Origin of the sequence: Pseudomonas sp. P9_2, from assembly GCF_034008255.1 — a bacterium.
GTDB classification, from domain to species: Bacteria; Pseudomonadota; Gammaproteobacteria; order Pseudomonadales; family Pseudomonadaceae; genus Aquipseudomonas; species Aquipseudomonas synxantha_A.
Genome location: NZ_CP125376.1, coordinates 2,647,501 through 2,666,999 on the forward strand (window position 1 = coordinate 2,647,501; position 19,499 = coordinate 2,666,999).

Here is a 19,499-nt window from a genome sequence, read left to right on the forward strand (position 1 = left end):
CTACACACGTGCTACAATGGTCGGTACAGAGGGTTGCCAAGCCGCGAGGTGGAGCTAATCCCACAAAACCGATCGTAGTCCGGATCGCAGTCTGCAACTCGACTGCGTGAAGTCGGAATCGCTAGTAATCGCGAATCAGAATGTCGCGGTGAATACGTTCCCGGGCCTTGTACACACCGCCCGTCACACCATGGGAGTGGGTTGCACCAGAAGTAGCTAGTCTAACCTTCGGGAGGACGGTTACCACGGTGTGATTCATGACTGGGGTGAAGTCGTAACAAGGTAGCCGTAGGGGAACCTGCGGCTGGATCACCTCCTTAATCGACGACATCAGCTGCTCCATAAGTTCCCACACGAATTGCTTGATTCATTGAAGAAGACGAAAGAAGCAGCCCGAAATTGGGTCTGTAGCTCAGTTGGTTAGAGCGCACCCCTGATAAGGGTGAGGTCGGCAGTTCGAATCTGCCCAGACCCACCAATTTTGTGTGGGAAACGCCTGTAGAAATACGGGGCCATAGCTCAGCTGGGAGAGCGCCTGCCTTGCACGCAGGAGGTCAACGGTTCGATCCCGTTTGGCTCCACCACTACTGCTTCTGTTTGTATAAAGCTTAGAAATGAGCATTCCATCGTTGTGATGGTGAATGTTGATTTCTAGTCTTTGACTAGTTCGTTCTTTAAAAATTTGGGTATGTGATAGAAAGATAGACTGAACGTTACTTTCACTGGTAACGGATCAGGCTAAGGTAAAATTTGTGAGTTCTCTTAACTGAGAAATTCGAATTTTCGGCGAATGTTGTCTTCACAGTATAACCAGATTGCTTGGGGTTATATGGTCAAGTGAAGAAGCGCATACGGTGGATGCCTTGGCAGTCAGAGGCGATGAAAGACGTGGTAGCCTGCGAAAAGCTTCGGGGAGTCGGCAAACAGACTTTGATCCGGAGATGTCTGAATGGGGGAACCCAGCCATCATAAGATGGTTATCTTGTACTGAATACATAGGTGCAAGAAGCGAACCAGGGGAACTGAAACATCTAAGTACCCTGAGGAAAAGAAATCAACCGAGATTCCCTTAGTAGTGGCGAGCGAACGGGGACTAGCCCTTAAGTGGCTTTGAGATTAGCGGAACGCTCTGGAAAGTGCGGCCATAGTGGGTGATAGCCCTGTACGCGAAAATCTCTTAGTCATGAAATCGAGTAGGACGGAGCACGAGAAACTTTGTCTGAATATGGGGGGACCATCCTCCAAGGCTAAATACTACTGACTGACCGATAGTGAACTAGTACCGTGAGGGAAAGGCGAAAAGAACCCCGGAGAGGGGAGTGAAATAGATCCTGAAACCGTATGCGTACAAGCAGTGGGAGCCCACTTTGTTGGGTGACTGCGTACCTTTTGTATAATGGGTCAGCGACTTATTTTCAGTGGCGAGCTTAACCGAATAGGGGAGGCGTAGCGAAAGCGAGTCTTAATAGGGCGTCTAGTCGCTGGGAATAGACCCGAAACCGGGCGATCTATCCATGGGCAGGTTGAAGGTTGGGTAACACTAACTGGAGGACCGAACCGACTACCGTTGAAAAGTTAGCGGATGACCTGTGGATCGGAGTGAAAGGCTAATCAAGCTCGGAGATAGCTGGTTCTCCTCGAAAGCTATTTAGGTAGCGCCTCATGTATCACTGTAGGGGGTAGAGCACTGTTTCGGCTAGGGGGTCATCCCGACTTACCAAACCGATGCAAACTCCGAATACCTACAAGTGCCGAGCATGGGAGACACACGGCGGGTGCTAACGTCCGTCGTGAAAAGGGAAACAACCCAGACCGTCAGCTAAGGTCCCAAAGTTATGGTTAAGTGGGAAACGATGTGGGAAGGCTTAGACAGCTAGGAGGTTGGCTTAGAAGCAGCCACCCTTTAAAGAAAGCGTAATAGCTCACTAGTCGAGTCGGCCTGCGCGGAAGATGTAACGGGGCTCAAACCATACACCGAAGCTACGGGTATCACGTAAGTGATGCGGTAGAGGAGCGTTCTGTAAGCCTGTGAAGGTGAGTTGAGAAGCTTGCTGGAGGTATCAGAAGTGCGAATGCTGACATGAGTAACGACAATGGGTGTGAAAAACACCCACGCCGAAAGACCAAGGTTTCCTGCGCAACGTTAATCGACGCAGGGTTAGTCGGTCCCTAAGGCGAGGCTGAAAAGCGTAGTCGATGGAAAACAGGTTAATATTCCTGTACTTCTGGTTATTGCGATGGAGGGACGGAGAAGGCTAGGCCAGCTTGGCGTTGGTTGTCCAAGTTTAAGGTGGTAGGCTGAGATCTTAGGTAAATCCGGGATCTTAAGGCCGAGAGCTGATGACGAGTTAACTTTTAGTTAACGAAGTGGTTGATGCCATGCTTCCAAGAAAAGCTTCTAAGCTTCAGGTAACCAGGAACCGTACCCCAAACCGACACAGGTGGTTGGGTAGAGAATACCAAGGCGCTTGAGAGAACTCGGGTGAAGGAACTAGGCAAAATGGCACCGTAACTTCGGGAGAAGGTGCGCCGGTGAGGGTGAAGGACTTGCTCCGTAAGCTCATGCCGGTCGAAGATACCAGGCCGCTGCGACTGTTTATTAAAAACACAGCACTCTGCAAACACGAAAGTGGACGTATAGGGTGTGACGCCTGCCCGGTGCCGGAAGGTTAATTGATGGGGTTAGCTAACGCGAAGCTCTTGATCGAAGCCCCGGTAAACGGCGGCCGTAACTATAACGGTCCTAAGGTAGCGAAATTCCTTGTCGGGTAAGTTCCGACCTGCACGAATGGCGTAACGATGGCGGCGCTGTCTCCACCCGAGACTCAGTGAAATTGAAATCGCTGTGAAGATGCAGTGTATCCGCGGCTAGACGGAAAGACCCCGTGAACCTTTACTATAGCTTTGCACTGGACTTTGAATTTGCTTGTGTAGGATAGGTGGGAGGCTTTGAAGCGTGGACGCCAGTCTGCGTGGAGCCAACCTTGAAATACCACCCTGGCAACTTTGAGGTTCTAACTCAGGTCCGTTATCCGGATCGAGGACAGTGTATGGTGGGTAGTTTGACTGGGGCGGTCTCCTCCTAAAGAGTAACGGAGGAGTACGAAGGTGCGCTCAGACCGGTCGGAAATCGGTCGTAGAGTATAAAGGCAAAAGCGCGCTTGACTGCGAGACAGACACGTCGAGCAGGTACGAAAGTAGGTCTTAGTGATCCGGTGGTTCTGTATGGAAGGGCCATCGCTCAACGGATAAAAGGTACTCCGGGGATAACAGGCTGATACCGCCCAAGAGTTCATATCGACGGCGGTGTTTGGCACCTCGATGTCGGCTCATCACATCCTGGGGCTGAAGCCGGTCCCAAGGGTATGGCTGTTCGCCATTTAAAGTGGTACGCGAGCTGGGTTTAGAACGTCGTGAGACAGTTCGGTCCCTATCTGCCGTGGACGTTTGAGATTTGAGAGGGGCTGCTCCTAGTACGAGAGGACCGGAGTGGACGAACCTCTGGTGTTCCGGTTGTCACGCCAGTGGCATTGCCGGGTAGCTATGTTCGGAATAGATAACCGCTGAAAGCATCTAAGCGGGAAACTAGCCTCAAGATGAGATCTCACTGGAACCTTGAGTTCCCTGAAGGGCCGTCGAAGACTACGACGTTGATAGGTTGGGTGTGTAAGCGCTGTGAGGCGTTGAGCTAACCAATACTAATTGCCCGTGAGGCTTGACCATATAACACCCAAGCAATTTGCATGCTCTGAGCTGAAAAGCGAAAGAGACCAGATTGCGGTGTGTGAAGACGAAGATGAACCGAAAGTTCGACACTCACAAAACACCGAAAGCTGTCACATACCCAATTTGCTGAAGCGAGGCCAACTGGTCACGACTCAGTACCCGAATTTCTTGACGACCATAGAGCATTGGAACCACCTGATCCCATCCCGAACTCAGCAGTGAAACGATGCATCGCCGATGGTAGTGTGGGGTTTCCCCATGTGAGAGTAGGTCATCGTCAAGATTAAATTCCGAAACCCCTGTTTGCTAACGCAAACAGGGGTTTTGTTTTGGGCGGTCGAAAAGCGTCCACCCTGTGTGCGCACGCCTGTCAGGCTGTGTCCGCCCCATGCACCACAGTGCTAAAGTCCACCCCTCGATTTTGCTTTTCCCAAGGAAGCCGTTATGCCGGACGCGACGTCCCTCAGCCCTGGATTCATGGTGGTTCACGGCAACCGCCTGGACGAACTGCGCAGCCTGGTGGTCAGCTGGATGCGCCGTTATCCACTGGCGCCTTTGGAAAATGAAATCGCGTTGGTACAAAGCAACGGCATCGCCCAATGGCTCAAGCTGGCCTTGGCTGAAGATCCGCAAGAAGATGATATGGGCGGCTGCGGCATTGCCGCAGCAATCGACGTGCAACTGCCTGGCAGCTTTATGTGGCAGCTCTACCGCATGGTCCTGGGCCGTGATGAAATTCCACCCAAGTCCCTGCTCGATAAAGCCCCGCTGACCTGGCGTCTTATGCGCCTGTTACCCGAACTGATTGGCCAGCCGCATTTTGAGCCCCTACAGCGCTTCCTGACTCAAGACACCGACCTGCGCAAACGTTACCAACTTGCCGAGCGCCTGGCCGATTTGTTCGACCAATACCAGGTCTACCGCGCTGATTGGCTGGAAGACTGGGCCGCAGGTCGGCACCAACTGCGCAATGGTCGAGGCGAATCCAAGCCCCTCAACCCTGCCAACTGCTGGCAAGCCGAGTTATGGCGTGCACTGCTGCTGGATGTAGGAGAGGAGGGCATGGCTGAAAGCCGAGCTGGCGTTCACCAGCGCTTCATCGAGCGCATCAACAGTCTTGAGCAAGCGCCGCCCGGCTTGCCTTCCCGGGTGATTGTATTCGGCATTTCATCACTGCCGGCCCAAGCACTGGAAGCCCTCGCTGGCCTAGCCCGTTTCAGTCAGGTCCTGCTCTGTGTACATAACCCTTGCCGCCATCATTGGTCCGACATCGTCGCCGACAAGGATTTACTGCGTAATGAATACAAGCGCCAGGCGCGCAAAGCCGGTATGCCGGTCACTATCGATCCCCAAACCTTGCACCAGCACGCCCATCCGCTACTGGCAGCCTGGGGCAAGCAGGGCCGTGATTACATCAGTTTGTTGGACAGCTACGATGACCCCAACAGCTACCGCGCCGCATTTCGCGATGGGCGCATCGATCTGTTCAGTGACAGCGAACCCACCACGCTGCTCAACCAGCTCCAGGACGATATCTTCGAACTGCGCCCGCTGAATGAAACCCGCGAACTGTGGCCCGCTGTTGATCTGGAGCATGATACGTCCATCCGGTTCCACATCGCCCACAGCGCCCAGCGCGAAGTGGAAATCCTCCACGACCAATTGCTCCAACGCTTCAGCGCCGATCCAACGTTGCGCCCTCGGGACATCATCGTCATGGTTCCCGACGTCGACAGCTACGCGCCGCACATCCGCGCGGTCTTCGGCCAGCTTGAGCGAAATGACCCACGCTTCATCCCCTTTACCCTGACAGACCAAGGCCAACGCGGCCGCGACCCTCTACTGATTGCCGTCGAACATCTGCTCAAGCTTCCCGACAGTCGTTTCCCCGTCAGTGAAATCCTCGACCTGCTCGACGTTCCCGCCCTGCGTGAGCGTTTTGCTATCAAAGAGCGCGACCTGCCCACCCTGCATCGCTGGATCGAAGGTGCCGGTATCCGCTGGGGGCTGAACGCCGAACAACGTGTCGGTTTGGGTCTACCCACAGATCTGGAACAAAACAGCTGGCGATTCGGCCTGCGCCGTATGTTGCTGGGCTATGCAGTCGGCACTGGCATGGCCTGTGAAGGTATTGAGCCCTACGACGAAATTGGCGGCCTCGATGCGGCATTGATCGGCCCGCTGGTCGCCCTGCTCGATGCCTTGAATGATGCCCATCAGGCGTTATCACAACCGGCTGCTCCCAGGGTGTGGGGCGAGCGATTGCAACGCTTGATGCAGCTGTTCTTCCTGCCCAGCAGCGAGCACGATGACTACCTCTTGGGCCAGCTTGAGCAACTGAGAGAGACCTGGCTGGAAACCTGCGAATCCGTTGGCTTGCAGGACGAGTTACCGCTTACGGTCGTCCGTGAGGCATGGCTGGCCGGATTGGATCAGGGTCGCTTGTCCCAGCGCTTTCTCGCCGGAGCTGTCAATTTTTGTACCCTGATGCCCATGCGTGCGATCCCGTTCAAGCTGGTCTGCCTGCTCGGCATGAACGACGGCGACTACCCACGAGCACAACCGCCGCTGGACTTCGACCTGATGGGCAGCGACTACCGTCCCGGTGACCGTTCGCGCCGCGAAGACGACCGCTACTTACTGCTCGAAGCGCTGCTCTCGGCCCGCGACCAGCTCTATATCAGTTGGGTTGGCCGCAGCATCCGCGATAACAGCGATCGCCCTGCCTCGGTATTGATCGGCCAGTTGCGCGACCACCTCGCCAGCGGCTGGCAGCACGCCGGCAGCGATAAGCCGCTGATCGACGCAATGACCCAGGAACACCCGCTCCAACCCTTCAGCGCCCGCTACTTCCATGAAGGCGATCCACTGTTCAGCTACGCCCGCGAATGGCAATTGCTGCATGAAGCGCGGGATGTCATGCCCCCAGCGAATGTATTGCTGCAGCATCAACAGGAAGAACCCCTGAGCCTCGGTCAGTTGCAGGACTTCTTGCGCAACCCAGTCAAACATTTCTTCAGCCAGCGTCTGAAAGTATTCTTCGAAGCGGCAGAAGTGCCTCTGGCTGACGAAGAACCCTTCGTCCTCGACGCACTGCAGCGCTATAGCCTCAGCGACAGTCTGCTAAATGCTGCACTGACCCACCCCGATCACCTCGACCAGGCCCTCAACGCCCAAGCCCTGCGTTTGCAGGGCAGTGGCCTGTTGCCGATGGTCGGTTTCGGTGAGTGCCTGCGTAAGGAGTTGATCGAGCCGTTGCCGGATCTGGTGCAGCGCTATCAACAGCTTCTGGCGCTGTGGCCGACCCCACATACCGGCGCTGAACCTATCACTTTTGAGTATCGAGGCATTCAGTTGGAAGGTTGGATCAGCGGCTTGCATCGCCGCAGCGATGGCGGCCTGTTAAGCGTTACCACCATCCCCAACAGCATTGGCTCGATCAAGACACGCAAGTGGCATCGCTTGATCCGCCCTTGGGTCAACCATGTGGTGGCCTGCGCCTGTGGCCTGCCATTGAGTACCGGCCTGGTAGCAAGTGACGACACCTTGCTGCTCGAGCCGTTGGATAAACCTACTGCCCAGGAAATCCTCGGCAACCTGCTGCTGGCTTGGCACACCGGTATGAGCACACCGCTGCCCGTTGCAGTAAAAACCGCTTTCGCCTGGCTCGGCCAAACTGACCCCGCCAAGGCCCAAGCCGCGGCCAGCAAAGCTTACGAAGGCGATGGCATCACCACTGACGGCGAACGCCGCGAAACGCCTGCTCTCACGCGGCAATTTCCCGACTACGCGGCGTTGGTCGCCAGTGAGGAATTCGAAGGCTGGTGCGAAACCCTGTATCGCCCGCTCATCAACGCACCATGGCGATCGCTTTCCAGCGCGGAGGCCAGCGCATGATCGGCAAACCCTTGGCCCTGGCATTCCCGCTTAAAGGCAGCCAGTTGATTGAAGCCAGTGCCGGCACTGGCAAGACCTTCACCATCTCCGCGTTATACCTGCGTCTGGTGCTCGGCCATGGTGGTGATGAGTCCGGCTTCGGCCGCGAACTGCTGCCGCCGCAAATTCTTGTCGTCACGTTCACCGATGCGGCGACCAAGGAGTTGCGTGAACGCATCCGCATCCGCCTGGCCGAAGCTGCGCGCTTCTTTCGCGACGAAATCGAACAGCCCGATGCGTTGATCGCCGACCTGCGCGAGCAATACGCCCCGCAGCAATGGCCGGCCTGCGCCAACCGCCTGGACATCGCCGCGCAATGGATGGATGAAGCGGCGGTCTCGACTATCCACAGCTGGTGCCAGCGTATGTTGCGTGAACATGCGTTCGACAGTGGCAGCCTGTTCACCCAGACCCTGGAAACTGACCATAGCGACCTGCTGGGCGAAGTGCTGCGCGATTACTGGCGATTGTTCTGCTACCCGATGCACGACGATGCGCTCAACTGGGTGCGCAACAATTGGGGCGGCCCCGCGGCGCTGATGCCAAGGGTGCGTGCGCTGTTCGGCAGCGAGCGGCCCACCGACGAAAGTCGCGAGCCGGCCGAACTGATCAACGCTTGTTTGCAAGAGCGTCGCGCCGCGCTGACGACCCTCAAGGCACCCTGGCAACAATGGGCCGCCGAGCTGCGCGATATCTGCCTGCAAGCCGTCGCCGCCAAAACGGTCGATGGGCGCAAAATGCAAGCGCGCTACTTCGAACCCTGGTTCGAAAAGATCAGCGCCTGGGCCGCCGATGAAACCCTGGAGCAATTGGACATCGGTACCGGCTTCACGCGCCTGACGCCCGAGGGCATGGCCGAAGCCTGGAAGGGCGAACCGCCGCAGCACCCGGGGATCGAGGCGATGGCCGGCCTCAAAGCCAGCCTTGACGCCTTGCCAACGCCAGACGCAGCGGTATTGCAACATGCTGCCGGCTGGGTGGGTAAACGCTTCGAAGAAGAGAAGCGTCGCCGCGCTGAAATGGGCTTCGACGACATGCTGATCCGCCTCAACGCGGCCCTTCAGGCAGACGGTGGCGAGCGCCTGGCCAGTGTGATCCGTGAGCAATTCCCGGTGGCACTGATTGATGAATTTCAAGACACCGACCCGGTGCAATACAGCATCTTCGACAGCATCTACCGCATCGACGAAAACCACCTGGACAGTGGCCTGTTCTTGATCGGCGACCCCAAGCAGGCGATCTACGCCTTTCGCGGTGCCGACATCTACACCTACCTGCGCGCCCGGCAGTCCACCACCGGCCGCCATCACACCCTGGGCACCAACTTCCGTTCCAGCCATGCGATGGTCGAGGCGGTGAACCACGTGTTCCAGCGTGCGGAAACCGGCCGTGGTGCGTTCCTGTTCCGCGAGCCGAACGGCGAGAACCCGGTGCCGTTTCACCCGGTGCTGTCCCAGGGCCGCAGCGAGCACCTGCAGGTTGACGGCCAACCGTTGCCGGCCATGAACCTGTGGCACCTGCCTACCGACCAGCCGATTTCCACCGCGGTTTACCGTCAGCACTTGGCTGCGGCCTGCGCCACACAGATCGTCGCGTTGCTCAATGGTGGGCAGCAAGGCACAGCAGGTTTTGTAAAAGAGGGCAGTCTCAAGGGCGTATTGCCGTCAGACATCGCCATCCTCGTACGTGACGGCAAGGAAGCCCAGGCCGTGCGCGCTGAGTTGGCCAGCCGTGGCGTGCGCAGTGTGTACCTGTCGGATAAGGACTCGGTTTTCGCCGCCCAGGAAGCTCACGACCTGCTGGCCTGGCTCAAGGCCTGCGCCGAGCCGGATGTCGAGCGCCCGCTGCGCGCCGCCCTGGCCTGCGTCACCTTGAACCTGTCCCTGGCGGAGCTGGAGCGTCTGAACCAGGACGAATTGGCGTGGGAATCACGCGTGATGCAGTTCCGTGGCTACCGCGCAATCTGGCGCACCCAAGGCGTGCTGCCGATGCTGCGTCGCCTGCTCCACGACTTCAAGCTGCCGCAAACCCTTATCGCCCGCAGTGATGGCGAGCGCGTGCTGACCAACCTGTTGCACCTCAGTGAGTTGCTGCAACAAGCCGCGTCGGAACTCGATGGTGAACAGGCGTTGATCCGCCACCTGGCCGAACACCTGGCACTGTCGGGCCAGGCCGGTGAAGAACAGATCCTGCGTCTGGAAAGCGATGAGCAACTGGTCAAGGTGGTGACCATCCACAAATCCAAGGGCCTGGAATACGACCTGGTGTTCTTGCCCTTCATCTGCTCGGCCAAACCGGTGGATGGCAGTCGCTTGCCGCTGCATTACCACGATGAACACGGCAAGTCCCAGGTGAGCCTGCGGCCAACGGCCGAGCTGATCGCCCTAGCCGATGACGAGCGCCTGGCCGAAGACCTGCGTTTGTTCTACGTGGCCTTGACCCGCGCCAAACACGCGTGCTGGTTGGGTATTGCCGACCTCAAGCGCGGCAATAACAGCAGCTCGGTCTTGCACCTGTCGGCATTGGGGTATTTGCTGGGGGGCGGGACGTCGTTGGGCGAGTCCACCGGCCTGGCGCGCTGGTTGCTGGATTTACAGGAAGGTTGCCCGGCCATCCGTTATGGCCTTGTGCCGGATATCCACGACATCCTGTTTCACCCGCCGCGCAATGAAGCGATGTTGCTTGCTCCGTTGCTGCCCAAACGCAAGGCTGCGGAAAACTGGTGGATTGCCTCCTACAGCGCCTTGCGTATTGGCGACAGCATGAGCGCCGCGAACCTCGAAGCGCCAGAAAGCCCGCAGGCCCAGAAGCTGTTCGATGACGAACGCCTCGACCCCGATGCACCACGGGAAGTGGTGGCGTCCGGCGGTGATATTCACCGTTTCCCACGCGGGCCTAATCCAGGCACCTTCCTCCATGGCTTGTTGGAGTGGGCCGGTGAGGAGGGTTTCAATGTGACACCCGAGGCCATCGAAAAAGCCGTGGGCGCACGCTGTAACCGCCGCAATTGGGAAGGCTGGATCGTCACTCTCAGCGGCTGGCTGGGGCATCTGTTGCAAACGCCGTTGCCGCTGTACAACGACCACGTGACCCTCAGCGGTCTTGATCAGTACCAGATTGAAATGGAGTTCTGGTTCGCCAGTCACACAGTCGATGTGCTCGCCCTCGACAAGCTGGTGTGTAGGCACACCCACGGCGGCGTTTCCCGTGTGGCCGCGGAGCCGGTGCTGCTCAACGGCATGTTCAAGGGCTTTATCGACCTGACGTTCGAACACGAGGGTCGCTACTACGTGGCGGACTACAAGTCCAACTGGCTCGGCCCCGACGATTCGGCCTACACCCAGCAAGCCATGGAGCAGTCGATCCTTGAGCATCGGTACGACCTGCAATATGTACTTTACCTGCTGGCCCTGCATCGCCAGCTCAAGGCACGCCTCCCCGATTATGACTACGACCAGCATGTCGGCGGCGCCTTGTACCTGTTCCTGCGTGGCACCCAGTCGGTGAGCCAGGGGGCGTATTTCACCCGGCCGCCCCGTGAGCTGATCGAAAGCCTGGACCTGTTGTTCCAGGGCAAGCCAATTGCGCCCAAGGTCGAGCCCGTCTGGGAACAAGGAGTGTTGCTATGAGCCTGTCGCCGTTACCGCTGGAGGAGCTGGCACCGCTGAGTCGCGCCGCTGACCTGGTGCAGTTGCTTGAGCGTTGGGTCGAGCGTGGCTGGTTGCGGGCCCTGGACAAAGCCTTCGTCGGCTTCCTGCACGAGCTTGATGCCCAGGCCGATCCCTTGGTGCTGCTGGCGGCCGCGTTGACCAGCCATCAACTGGGCCATGGCCACGTCTGCCTGGACCTGTTCGAAACCCTCAAGGCGCCGGACTTCGCCCTGTCTTTGCCGCCCGAAGGCGACCTGCACACCGGCGCCATGCTGCTGCCGTCGCAGTTGCTGCACGGCCTGGACGGTGCCCATTGGTGTCATGCCCTGGCGGGCAGCCCACTGGTCGCGCTGGCGGTCGATGGCAGCGACGCGGCCCAGAGCCGGCCATTGGTGTTGTCCGGCAAACGCCTGTACCTGCGCCGCTACTGGACCTACGAACGACGTATCGACCGTGCCCTGCGCCTGCGCCTTGCGAGCGTGGAGCCCGCAGCTGCCGATTTGCCACAACGCCTCAACCGCCTGTTCGACCAACCGGCGCCGGATGGGGTGATTGATTGGCAAAAACTTGCCTGTGCGCTGGCCACCCGCGGCGCATTCAGTATCGTCACCGGCGGCCCGGGCACCGGCAAGACCACCACCGTAGTGCGCCTGCTTGCGTTGCTGCAGGCGCCCGCCGTGGAGTCCGGCAGCCCGTTGCGCATTCGCCTGGCCGCGCCCACCGGTAAAGCCGCCGCGCGCCTGACCGAATCCATCAGCCAGCAAGTGCTGTCGCTGACAGTGCCCGACAGCGTGCGGGAAAAAATCCCGACGCAGGTCACCACTGTTCACCGCCTGCTGGGCAGTCGTCCCGGTACTCGCCACTTCCGGCATCACCTCGGTAATCCATTGCCGTTGGACGTGCTGGTGGTGGATGAAGCCTCGATGATCGATCTGGAAATGATGGCCAACCTGCTCGACGCCTTGCCACCCCATGCGCGTCTGGTATTGCTGGGCGACAAGGACCAGTTGGCGTCGGTGGAAGCGGGTGCGGTACTCGGTGATTTGTGCCGCGATGCCGAAGACGGCTGGTACAGCCCGCACACTCGGCAATGGCTGCAAGCCGTCAGCGGCGAAGACCTCAGTGCCAGCGGCCTGCAAGAAGACCTCGACGGCAGCCATCCCCTGGCCCAGCAGGTGGTGATGCTGCGCTATTCACGTCGTTTCGGCGAAGGCAGCGGCATTGGCCAGCTGGCGCGCTGGGTCAACCAGCAAAATGCCGAACAGGCACGTCAGCTGTTGGCCGCAGGTCGTCATGACGACCTGTTTTGCGTCAGCCTCAAGGGCGAGCATGACTATGCCCTTGAGCGCCTGGTGCTGGACGGCCAGGGCGACGGCGCCCAAGGCTATCGCTACTACCTGAATCTGTTGCAATCGGCACGTCCACCCTTGGATACACCACGTGATGACCCGGCCTGGACGCATTGGGCGCAACAGTTGCTGCAAGCCTTCGATGCGTTCCAACTGCTCTGCGCCGTGCGCAAAGGCCCTTGGGGCGTTGAAGGGTTGAATCAGCGCATCACCGCGGCCCTGCGCAAAGTACGCCTGATCGAAGGCGACGAGCAGTGGTACGAAGGCCGTCCGGTACTGATGACCCGTAACGACTACGGCCTGGGCCTGATGAACGGCGACATCGGTATCGCGCTGAAATTGCCCGAAACCGAGGGCGGCTCCCACGTGCTGCGGGTGGCCTTCCCACGTAACGATGGTCAGGGCGGCGTACGTTTTGTGCTGCCCAGCCGCTTGAATGATGTTGAAACCGTGTATGCGATGACCGTGCACAAATCCCAGGGCTCGGAGTTCACCCATACGGCGCTGATCCTTCCGGACGCTTTGAACCCGGTGCTAACCAAAGAGTTGATCTATACCGGTATTACCCGCGCCAAGCGCTGGTTCAGCTTGATCGAGCCCCGCAGTGGGGTGTTTGAGGAGGCGGTACGGCGCAAGGTCAAGCGTTTGAGCGGGCTGATGCTGGAGTTGGACGCCATGCCTGAAAAACTGACTGATAGGTCATGAAATATTTCTGATTCAGATGTCTGATTTTTCTGAAAAAATAGTAGGCCCCATGCTTGGCGTGCGGCGTGGGGTTTCCCGCCGCTGTGCTATCGTTGCGGCATCACCCTGGAAAATACCTGAGAGAAGTGCTGCATGAACGTGGCTGTCTCGCCCACAGAGCGCAGTTTGAGCTGGAGACGGATGTTGCTGGTGGCGGTTCTGTGCCTGCTCGCACCGCGCGTCTGGGCGCAGACGCCGAGCCTTGCCGAGCAGCGCGCCCAGGCGGTCACCCAGGTCGTTCTGGGCATTCTCAGCTATGCGCGATGGCCGGTGGAGCCTGCGCAATTACGGCTGTGCATCGTCGGGCCGACTCAGTACACCGATGACCTGGTCAAAGGCACCACCCAGGCCACCGGTCGTCCAGTGCTGGTACGGCGCCTGCTGGTCGATCATCCGGATATCGTCAATGCCTGCGATGCCGTCTACATCGGCAAAATCACCCCCGACGAACGCAACCGCCTGTTTACCTCATTGATTGGCCACCCTGTACTCAGCATTAGCGAAGGGGGCGACCAATGCACGGTGGGCAGCCTGTTCTGCCTGCGCGTCAGCGATGAGCAGGTGTCGTTCGAGGTCAACCTGGATTCCGTCGCCCGCAGCGGCGTGCGTATCCATCCCAGTGTGTTGCAGTTGTCTCGCCGTCGAGCGCCTGGCTCATGAGCCGCGATAAAGTGCGGCCGACCCTGCGCTCGGTGATTGCCCGCGGGCATATGATTCTGGCGCTGGTGGCGGTCACCCTGGCCAGTGTGTCCCTGACCCTGCTCGGCGTACTTGCCCTGCGGGTTTACGCCGAGCACAACCTGCACCTGATCGCCCGTTCCATTAACTACACCGTGGAAGCGGCCGTGGTGTTCAACGACAGCGCGGCGGCCACCGAAGCCCTGAGCCTGATCGCCTCCACCGAAGAAGTGGCCCAGGCAGAGGTATTCGATATCAACGGCAAGCTGCTGGCGCGCTGGGTTCGCCCGGAAACCGGCATGTTGTCACGGGTCGAGTTGCAAATAGCGCACGCGCTGCTCGAACAGCCCATCAGCCAGCCGATTCTGCGCCAAGGGCAAACCGTCGGCAGCATCCATCTGGTCGGCCACGGTGGCAGCCTGTTGCGCTTCTTGCTCAGCGGCCTGATCGGGATTCTGATCTGCACCGCCCTCAGCGCCTGGGTGGCATTGCACTTGTCGCGGCGTCTGTTAAATGGCATCACTGTGCCACTGCAACGCTTGGCCGCCGTCGCTCACGCCGCGCGCAGCGAGCGAGATTTTGACCGCCGCGTACCCTCGGCGCAGATCGCCGAACTCGACAGCCTGGGCAGCGACTTCAATGCCCTGCTCGGCGAGATGGAGGCTTGGCAGAGCCACCTGCAAAGCGAAAACGAAACCCTGGCCCACCAGGCCAGCCACGACAGCCTCACTGGCCTGCCCAACCGCGCGTTCTTCGAAGGCCGGCTGATCCGCGCCTTGCGTAGCGCCGCCAAGGTCAACGAGCGGGTGGCGGTGCTGTTTCTCGACAGCGACCGCTTCAAAGACATCAACGACAGCTTCGGTCACGCTGCTGGCGATGCCGTGCTGGTGGCTGTTGCCGATCGCGTGCGTGCGCAACTGCGCGAGGATGACCTGGTGGCACGCCTGGGCGGCGATGAATTTGCGGTATTGCTGGCGCCGCTGCACAAGGCCGAAGACGCCCACCGCATCGCCGATAAAATCATCGCCAGCATGGACGTACCGATTCCGCTGCCAGGCGGTATCCAGGTGTTGACCTCCCTCAGTATCGGCATTGCCATTTATCCCGATCATGGCGCCACTCCCGGCACCTTGCTCAACGCCGCCGATGCGGCGATGTACCAGGCCAAACGCCTGTCTTCAGGCGGCCAGCAAACGGCGGAGTCGGAGCATCCCGTCGTCAACGTTCAACACAGGAGTTGATTCCCTTGTTCGCTAACACACGCGTTTTATTTATTTCCTTACTCGTTGCCTTTCTGGCCCTCAGCGGCTGCCAGACGCCCCCGCCCAAGGGGCTCACCCCGGCGCAAGTCGCCGTACTCAAGCAGCAAGGCTTCGAGCTGACCGACGAGGGCTGGGCCTTCGGCCTGTCCGGCAAGGTCCTGTTTGGCAGCGACGTCGAAACCCTCAATAAACCCAGCACCGACATCGTCGAACGCATCGGCCAGGCCCTGGTAGGCGCAGGCATCGAGCGCGTACGTGTCGACGGCCACACCGACGCCTCCGGCAAAGAACCCTACAACGTGGCGCTGTCCCTGCGCCGTGCAAAAAGCGTGGGCAAGGTGCTGACCCGCGTGGGTATGAAAGAAGAAAACATCCAACTGCGCGGTCTGGGCAGCAGCGAGCCGGTGGCGCCGAATACGACCCCGGCAGGCCGCACCGAGAATCGCCGGGTGTCGATTGTTGTGATCGCAGACTAAGCGGGTTCACCTTCCCCCAGCTGAAATGCATTCAATATGTGGGAGCTGGCTTGCCTGCGATGGCGGTTGATCGGTAGATATAGCTTTTGCTGATACACCGCTATCGCAGGCAAGCCAGCTCCCACATTCAGTCTGCAAACCGCATTTCCCGCGTCTGCCCCATCAACAACCCCTGATTCTGCTCCGTCACCTCCCGGATGTAATCCCACAACAACGTAATTCGCTTCAACTTCCTCAAATCCTCCCGGCAATACATCCAGAACTGCCGCGTAATCGCAATCTGCTCTCCCAGCACCGGCAACAAGCGCGGATCCTGCGCCGCCAGAAAGCACGGCAATATCGCCATCGACCGGCCCTGCTGCGCCGCCACGTACTGCGCGATCACGCTGGTACTGCGCAGGCTGGCGCTGGCGCCGGGCACGACGTTGGCCAGGTACAGCAGCTCCGAGCTGAAGGCCAGGTCATCCACGTAGCTGATAAACGGATGCTCGGCCAAATCCGCAGGTTTGCGGATTGGCGGGTGTTGGTCGAGGTAGTCCTGGGTGGCGTACAACTGCAATTTGTAGTCGCACAGTTTGCAGCACACATACGGCCCGTGTTCCGGGCGCTCCAGGGCGATGACGATGTCGGCTTCGCGCTTGGACAGGCTGATGAAGTGGGGCAGGGGCAGGATGTCTACCGAGATCGCGGGATAAGTGTCGACGAAATGGCTCAACTGCGGGGTGACGAAGAAGCTGCCGAACCCTTCGGTGCAGCCCATGCGCACATGGCCGGACAGCGCCACGCCGGAGCCGGATACCTGTTCGCAGGCCATGTGCAGCGTGCTTTCGATGGATTCGGCATAACCCAGCAACCGCTGGCCCTCGGTGGTGAGCACGAAGCCGCTGGTCCGGGATTTCTCGAACAGCAACGTACCGAGCGACACTTCCAGTGAACTGATGCGCCGCGACACGGTGGTGTAGTCCACCGCCAGGCGCTTGGCGGCCACGCTGGCCTTGCGGGTGCGCGCCACTTCGAGGAAAAACTTCAGGTCATCCCAGTTCAGGGCGCCCAGGGAGGTGATGTTTTTTTGCATATTGGACCGGCTTTTATGTGCGTTCTTATTAGAAGTTTGCACATCTATACTCCAAAAACAGTCCGAACGCCTCATTCTTCAAGGCGATTCAACGCCTTGGTTCTCTGCATAACTACAAGATTCTGGAGACCACATGAACGCATCTGCCGATATTTCCGTGCAACAGGTCAAGTTGCTGATCAACGGCGAGTGGGTCGAATCCAAGACCACCCAGTGCCAAGACATCGTCAACCCGGCCACCCAACAAGTGCTGGCCAAAGTCCCGTTCGCCACTGCCGATGAAGTCAACGCTGCCATCGACGCCGCCCATCGCGCCTTCCAGACCTGGAAGCTGACGCCGATCGGTGCGCGGATGCGCATCATGCTCAAGCTGCAAGCCCTGATCCGTGAACATTCCAAGCGTATCGCCGTGGTCCTCAGCGCCGAGCAGGGCAAGACCATTGCCGATGCCGAGGGCGATATTTTCCGTGGCCTGGAAGTGGTCGAACACGCCTGTTCCATCGGCACCCTGCAAATGGGCGAATTCGCCGAAAACGTGGCCGGTGGCGTGGACACCTACACCCTGCGCCAACCTATCGGTGTGTGCGCCGGCATCACTCCGTTCAACTTCCCGGCGATGATTCCGCTGTGGATGTTCCCGATGGCGATTGCCTGCGGTAACACCTTCGTCCTCAAGCCTTCCGAGCAAGACCCGTTGTCGACCATGCTGCTGGTAGAACTGGCGCTGGAAGCCGGCGTACCGGCCGGTGTGCTCAACGTGGTGCACGGCGGTAAGGATGTGGTGGATGCACTCTGTACTCATAAAGATATCAAGGCCGTGTCCTTCGTCGGTTCCACCGCCGTCGGCACCCATGTCTACGACCTGGCCGGCAAACACGGCAAGCGCGTTCAGTCGATGATGGGCGCCAAGAACCACGCTGTGGTGCTGCCGGATGCCAACCGTGAACACACCCTCAATGCCTTGGTCGGCGCCGGTTTCGGCGCGGCGGGCCAGCGTTGCATGGCCACCTCGGTGGTGGTGCTGGTGGGCGCATCCAGGCAGTGGCTGCCGGATCTCAAGGCCCTGGCACAAAAGCTCAAGGTCAATGCTGGCAGCGAAGCCGGCACGGATGTCGGCCCGGTGATCTCCAGGCGCGCCAAGGCACGCATCCTTGAACTGATCGAAAGCGGCGTGAAAGAAGGCGCCAAGCTGGAGCTGGATGGCCGCGATATCAAGGTGCCGGGCTTCGAACAAGGTAACTTTGTCGGCCCGACTCTGTTCTCGGGCGTGACCACCGACATGCGCATCTACACCGAGGAAATCTTCGGCCCGGTGCTGGTAGTGCTGGAAGTCGACACCCTCGACCAAGCCATCGCCCTGGTTAACGCCAACCCGTTCGGCAATGGCACGGGCCTGTTCACCCAAAGTGGTGCGGCGGCGCGTAAATTCCAGAGCGAAATCGATGTGGGCCAGGTCGGCATCAACATCCCGATTCCGGTGCCAGTGCCGTTCTTCAGCTTCACCGGCTCGCGCGGTTCCAAGCTCGGCGACCTGGGCCCGTACGGCAAGCAAGTGGTGCAGTTCTACACCCAGACCAAAACCGTCACCAGCCGCTGGTTCGATGACGACACGGTCAACGATGGCGTCAACACCACCATCAACCTGCGCTAAACCAGGGAGACGACCATGAAGATTGCATTTATCGGCCTGGGCAACATGGGCGCGCCCATGGCCCGCAACCTGATCAAGGCTGGGCACGCGCTTAACCTGTTCGACCTGAACCAGGCGGTACTCAAGGAACTCGCCGAACTGGGCGGCACCATCAGCAGCTCACCGCGTGATGCGGCTCAGGGCGCCGAACTGGTGATTACCATGCTGCCGGCCGCTGCTCACGTGCGCAGCGTATGGCTCAATGACGACGGTGTGCTCGCGGGCATCGGCAAAGGCGTCCCAGCGGTGGATTGCAGCACCATCGATCCGCAAACCATCCGTGATGTAGCGGCAGCGGCAGCGAAACAAGGCGTGGCCGTGGCCGATGCACCGGTCTCCGGTGGCACCGGCGGTGCCCAGGCCGGGACGCTGACCTTTATGGTCGGCGCCAACCCGGAATTATTCGCTACCCTGCAACCGGTGCTGGCGCAGATGGGCCGCAACATCGTGCACTGCGGCGATGTCGGCACCGGGCAAATCGCCAAGATCTGTAACAACCTGCTGCTGGGTATCAGCATGGTCGGCGTCAGTGAGGCCATGGCCCTGGGCGATGCGCTCGGCATTGATACGCAAGTGCTGGCCGGCATCATCAACAGCTCCACCGGGCGCTGCTGGAGTTCCGATACCTATAATCCCTGGCCGGGCGTGATCGAAACCGCGCCATCATCGCGTGGCTATACCGGTGGCTTTGGTGCCGACCTGATGCTCAAGGATTTGGGCCTGGCCACAGAAGCCGCACGCCAGGCGCATCAGCCGGTGATCCTCGGTGCAGTGGCCCAGCAGTTGTACCAGTCGATGAGCCAGCGCGGGGAGGGGGGTAAAGACTTCTCTGCCATCATCAATAGCTATCGCAAACCTCAATAAAGGCAAGTTCCGAGAGCCCCCTTTTGGTGGGTTCTCGGAGGTTGGCTTG

9 protein-coding genes, 2 tRNA genes and 3 rRNA genes (1 of these 14 running past the window's edge) are annotated in these 19,499 nt (G+C 59.4%); 13 read left to right on the plus strand and 1 reads right to left on the minus strand.

Going from position 1 to position 19,499, the window contains the following annotated elements:
• From QMK52_RS11805 to QMK52_RS11855, 11 genes are all read left to right on the plus strand, one after another.
• Positions 1 to 320, plus strand: a 16S ribosomal RNA gene (locus QMK52_RS11805); it begins 1,217 nt to the left of the window's first position.
• Positions 321 to 401: 81 nt separating this feature from the next.
• Positions 402 to 478 (plus strand) — tRNA-Ile (locus QMK52_RS11810).
• 30 nt (positions 479 to 508) lie between these two features.
• Positions 509 to 584: transfer RNA gene (locus QMK52_RS11815), tRNA-Ala, on the plus strand.
• A gap of 247 nt (positions 585 to 831) precedes the next feature.
• A 23S ribosomal RNA gene (locus QMK52_RS11820) occupies positions 832 to 3,723 on the plus strand.
• A gap of 170 nt (positions 3,724 to 3,893) precedes the next feature.
• Positions 3,894 to 4,009: ribosomal RNA gene (gene rrf, locus QMK52_RS11825) — 5S ribosomal RNA — on the plus strand.
• The 16S, 23S and 5S rRNA genes sit together here with 2 tRNA genes alongside, the layout of an rRNA operon.
• Positions 4,010 to 4,170: 161 nt before the next feature.
• Entirely contained in the window at positions 4,171 to 7,623 is a 3,453-nt protein-coding gene (gene recC / locus QMK52_RS11830) for an exodeoxyribonuclease V subunit gamma (protein WP_320404118.1), read from the plus strand.
• Complete coding sequence (gene recB / locus QMK52_RS11835; protein ID WP_320404119.1) at positions 7,620 to 11,291, plus strand: exodeoxyribonuclease V subunit beta; 3,672 nt, start codon at positions 7,620 to 7,622, stop codon at positions 11,289 to 11,291. Before recC ends, recB begins: the two co-directional genes overlap by 4 nt.
• Positions 11,288 to 13,366: an exodeoxyribonuclease V subunit alpha gene (recD, locus tag QMK52_RS11840; RefSeq protein WP_320404120.1), complete on the plus strand. Its 2,079-nt coding sequence runs from the start codon at positions 11,288 to 11,290 to the stop codon at positions 13,364 to 13,366. Before recB ends, recD begins: the two co-directional genes overlap by 4 nt.
• 132 nt (positions 13,367 to 13,498) lie before the next feature.
• The gene (locus QMK52_RS11845; RefSeq protein WP_005791389.1) at positions 13,499 to 14,065 is read left to right on the plus strand and encodes a YfiR family protein; all 567 of its coding nucleotides are present in this window, start codon (positions 13,499 to 13,501) and stop codon (positions 14,063 to 14,065) included.
• The gene (locus QMK52_RS11850) at positions 14,062 to 15,324 is read left to right on the plus strand and encodes a diguanylate cyclase domain-containing protein (protein ID WP_320404121.1); all 1,263 of its coding nucleotides are present in this window, start codon (positions 14,062 to 14,064) and stop codon (positions 15,322 to 15,324) included. The genes QMK52_RS11845 and QMK52_RS11850 overlap by 4 nt, the downstream gene beginning before the upstream one ends.
• Positions 15,325 to 15,329: 5 nt before the next feature.
• Positions 15,330 to 15,821, plus strand: a complete 492-nt coding sequence (locus QMK52_RS11855) for an OmpA family protein (protein ID WP_005791386.1) — start codon at positions 15,330 to 15,332, stop codon at positions 15,819 to 15,821.
• A gap of 127 nt (positions 15,822 to 15,948) precedes the next feature.
• Here QMK52_RS11855 and QMK52_RS11860 read toward each other — a convergent pair whose 3' ends face one another.
• Positions 15,949 to 16,896, minus strand: a complete 948-nt coding sequence (locus QMK52_RS11860) for a LysR family transcriptional regulator (protein WP_005791385.1) — start codon at positions 16,894 to 16,896, stop codon at positions 15,949 to 15,951.
• 133 nt (positions 16,897 to 17,029) lie between these two features.
• Between QMK52_RS11860 and QMK52_RS11865 the strand changes: the two genes are divergently transcribed.
• Positions 17,030 to 18,547, plus strand: a complete 1,518-nt coding sequence (locus tag QMK52_RS11865; protein WP_320404122.1) for a CoA-acylating methylmalonate-semialdehyde dehydrogenase — start codon at positions 17,030 to 17,032, stop codon at positions 18,545 to 18,547.
• Positions 18,548 to 18,562: 15 nt separating this feature from the next.
• The gene (gene mmsB / locus QMK52_RS11870) at positions 18,563 to 19,450 is read left to right on the plus strand and encodes a 3-hydroxyisobutyrate dehydrogenase (RefSeq protein ID WP_005791381.1); all 888 of its coding nucleotides are present in this window, start codon (positions 18,563 to 18,565) and stop codon (positions 19,448 to 19,450) included.
• Positions 19,451 to 19,499 lie beyond the last annotated feature (49 nt).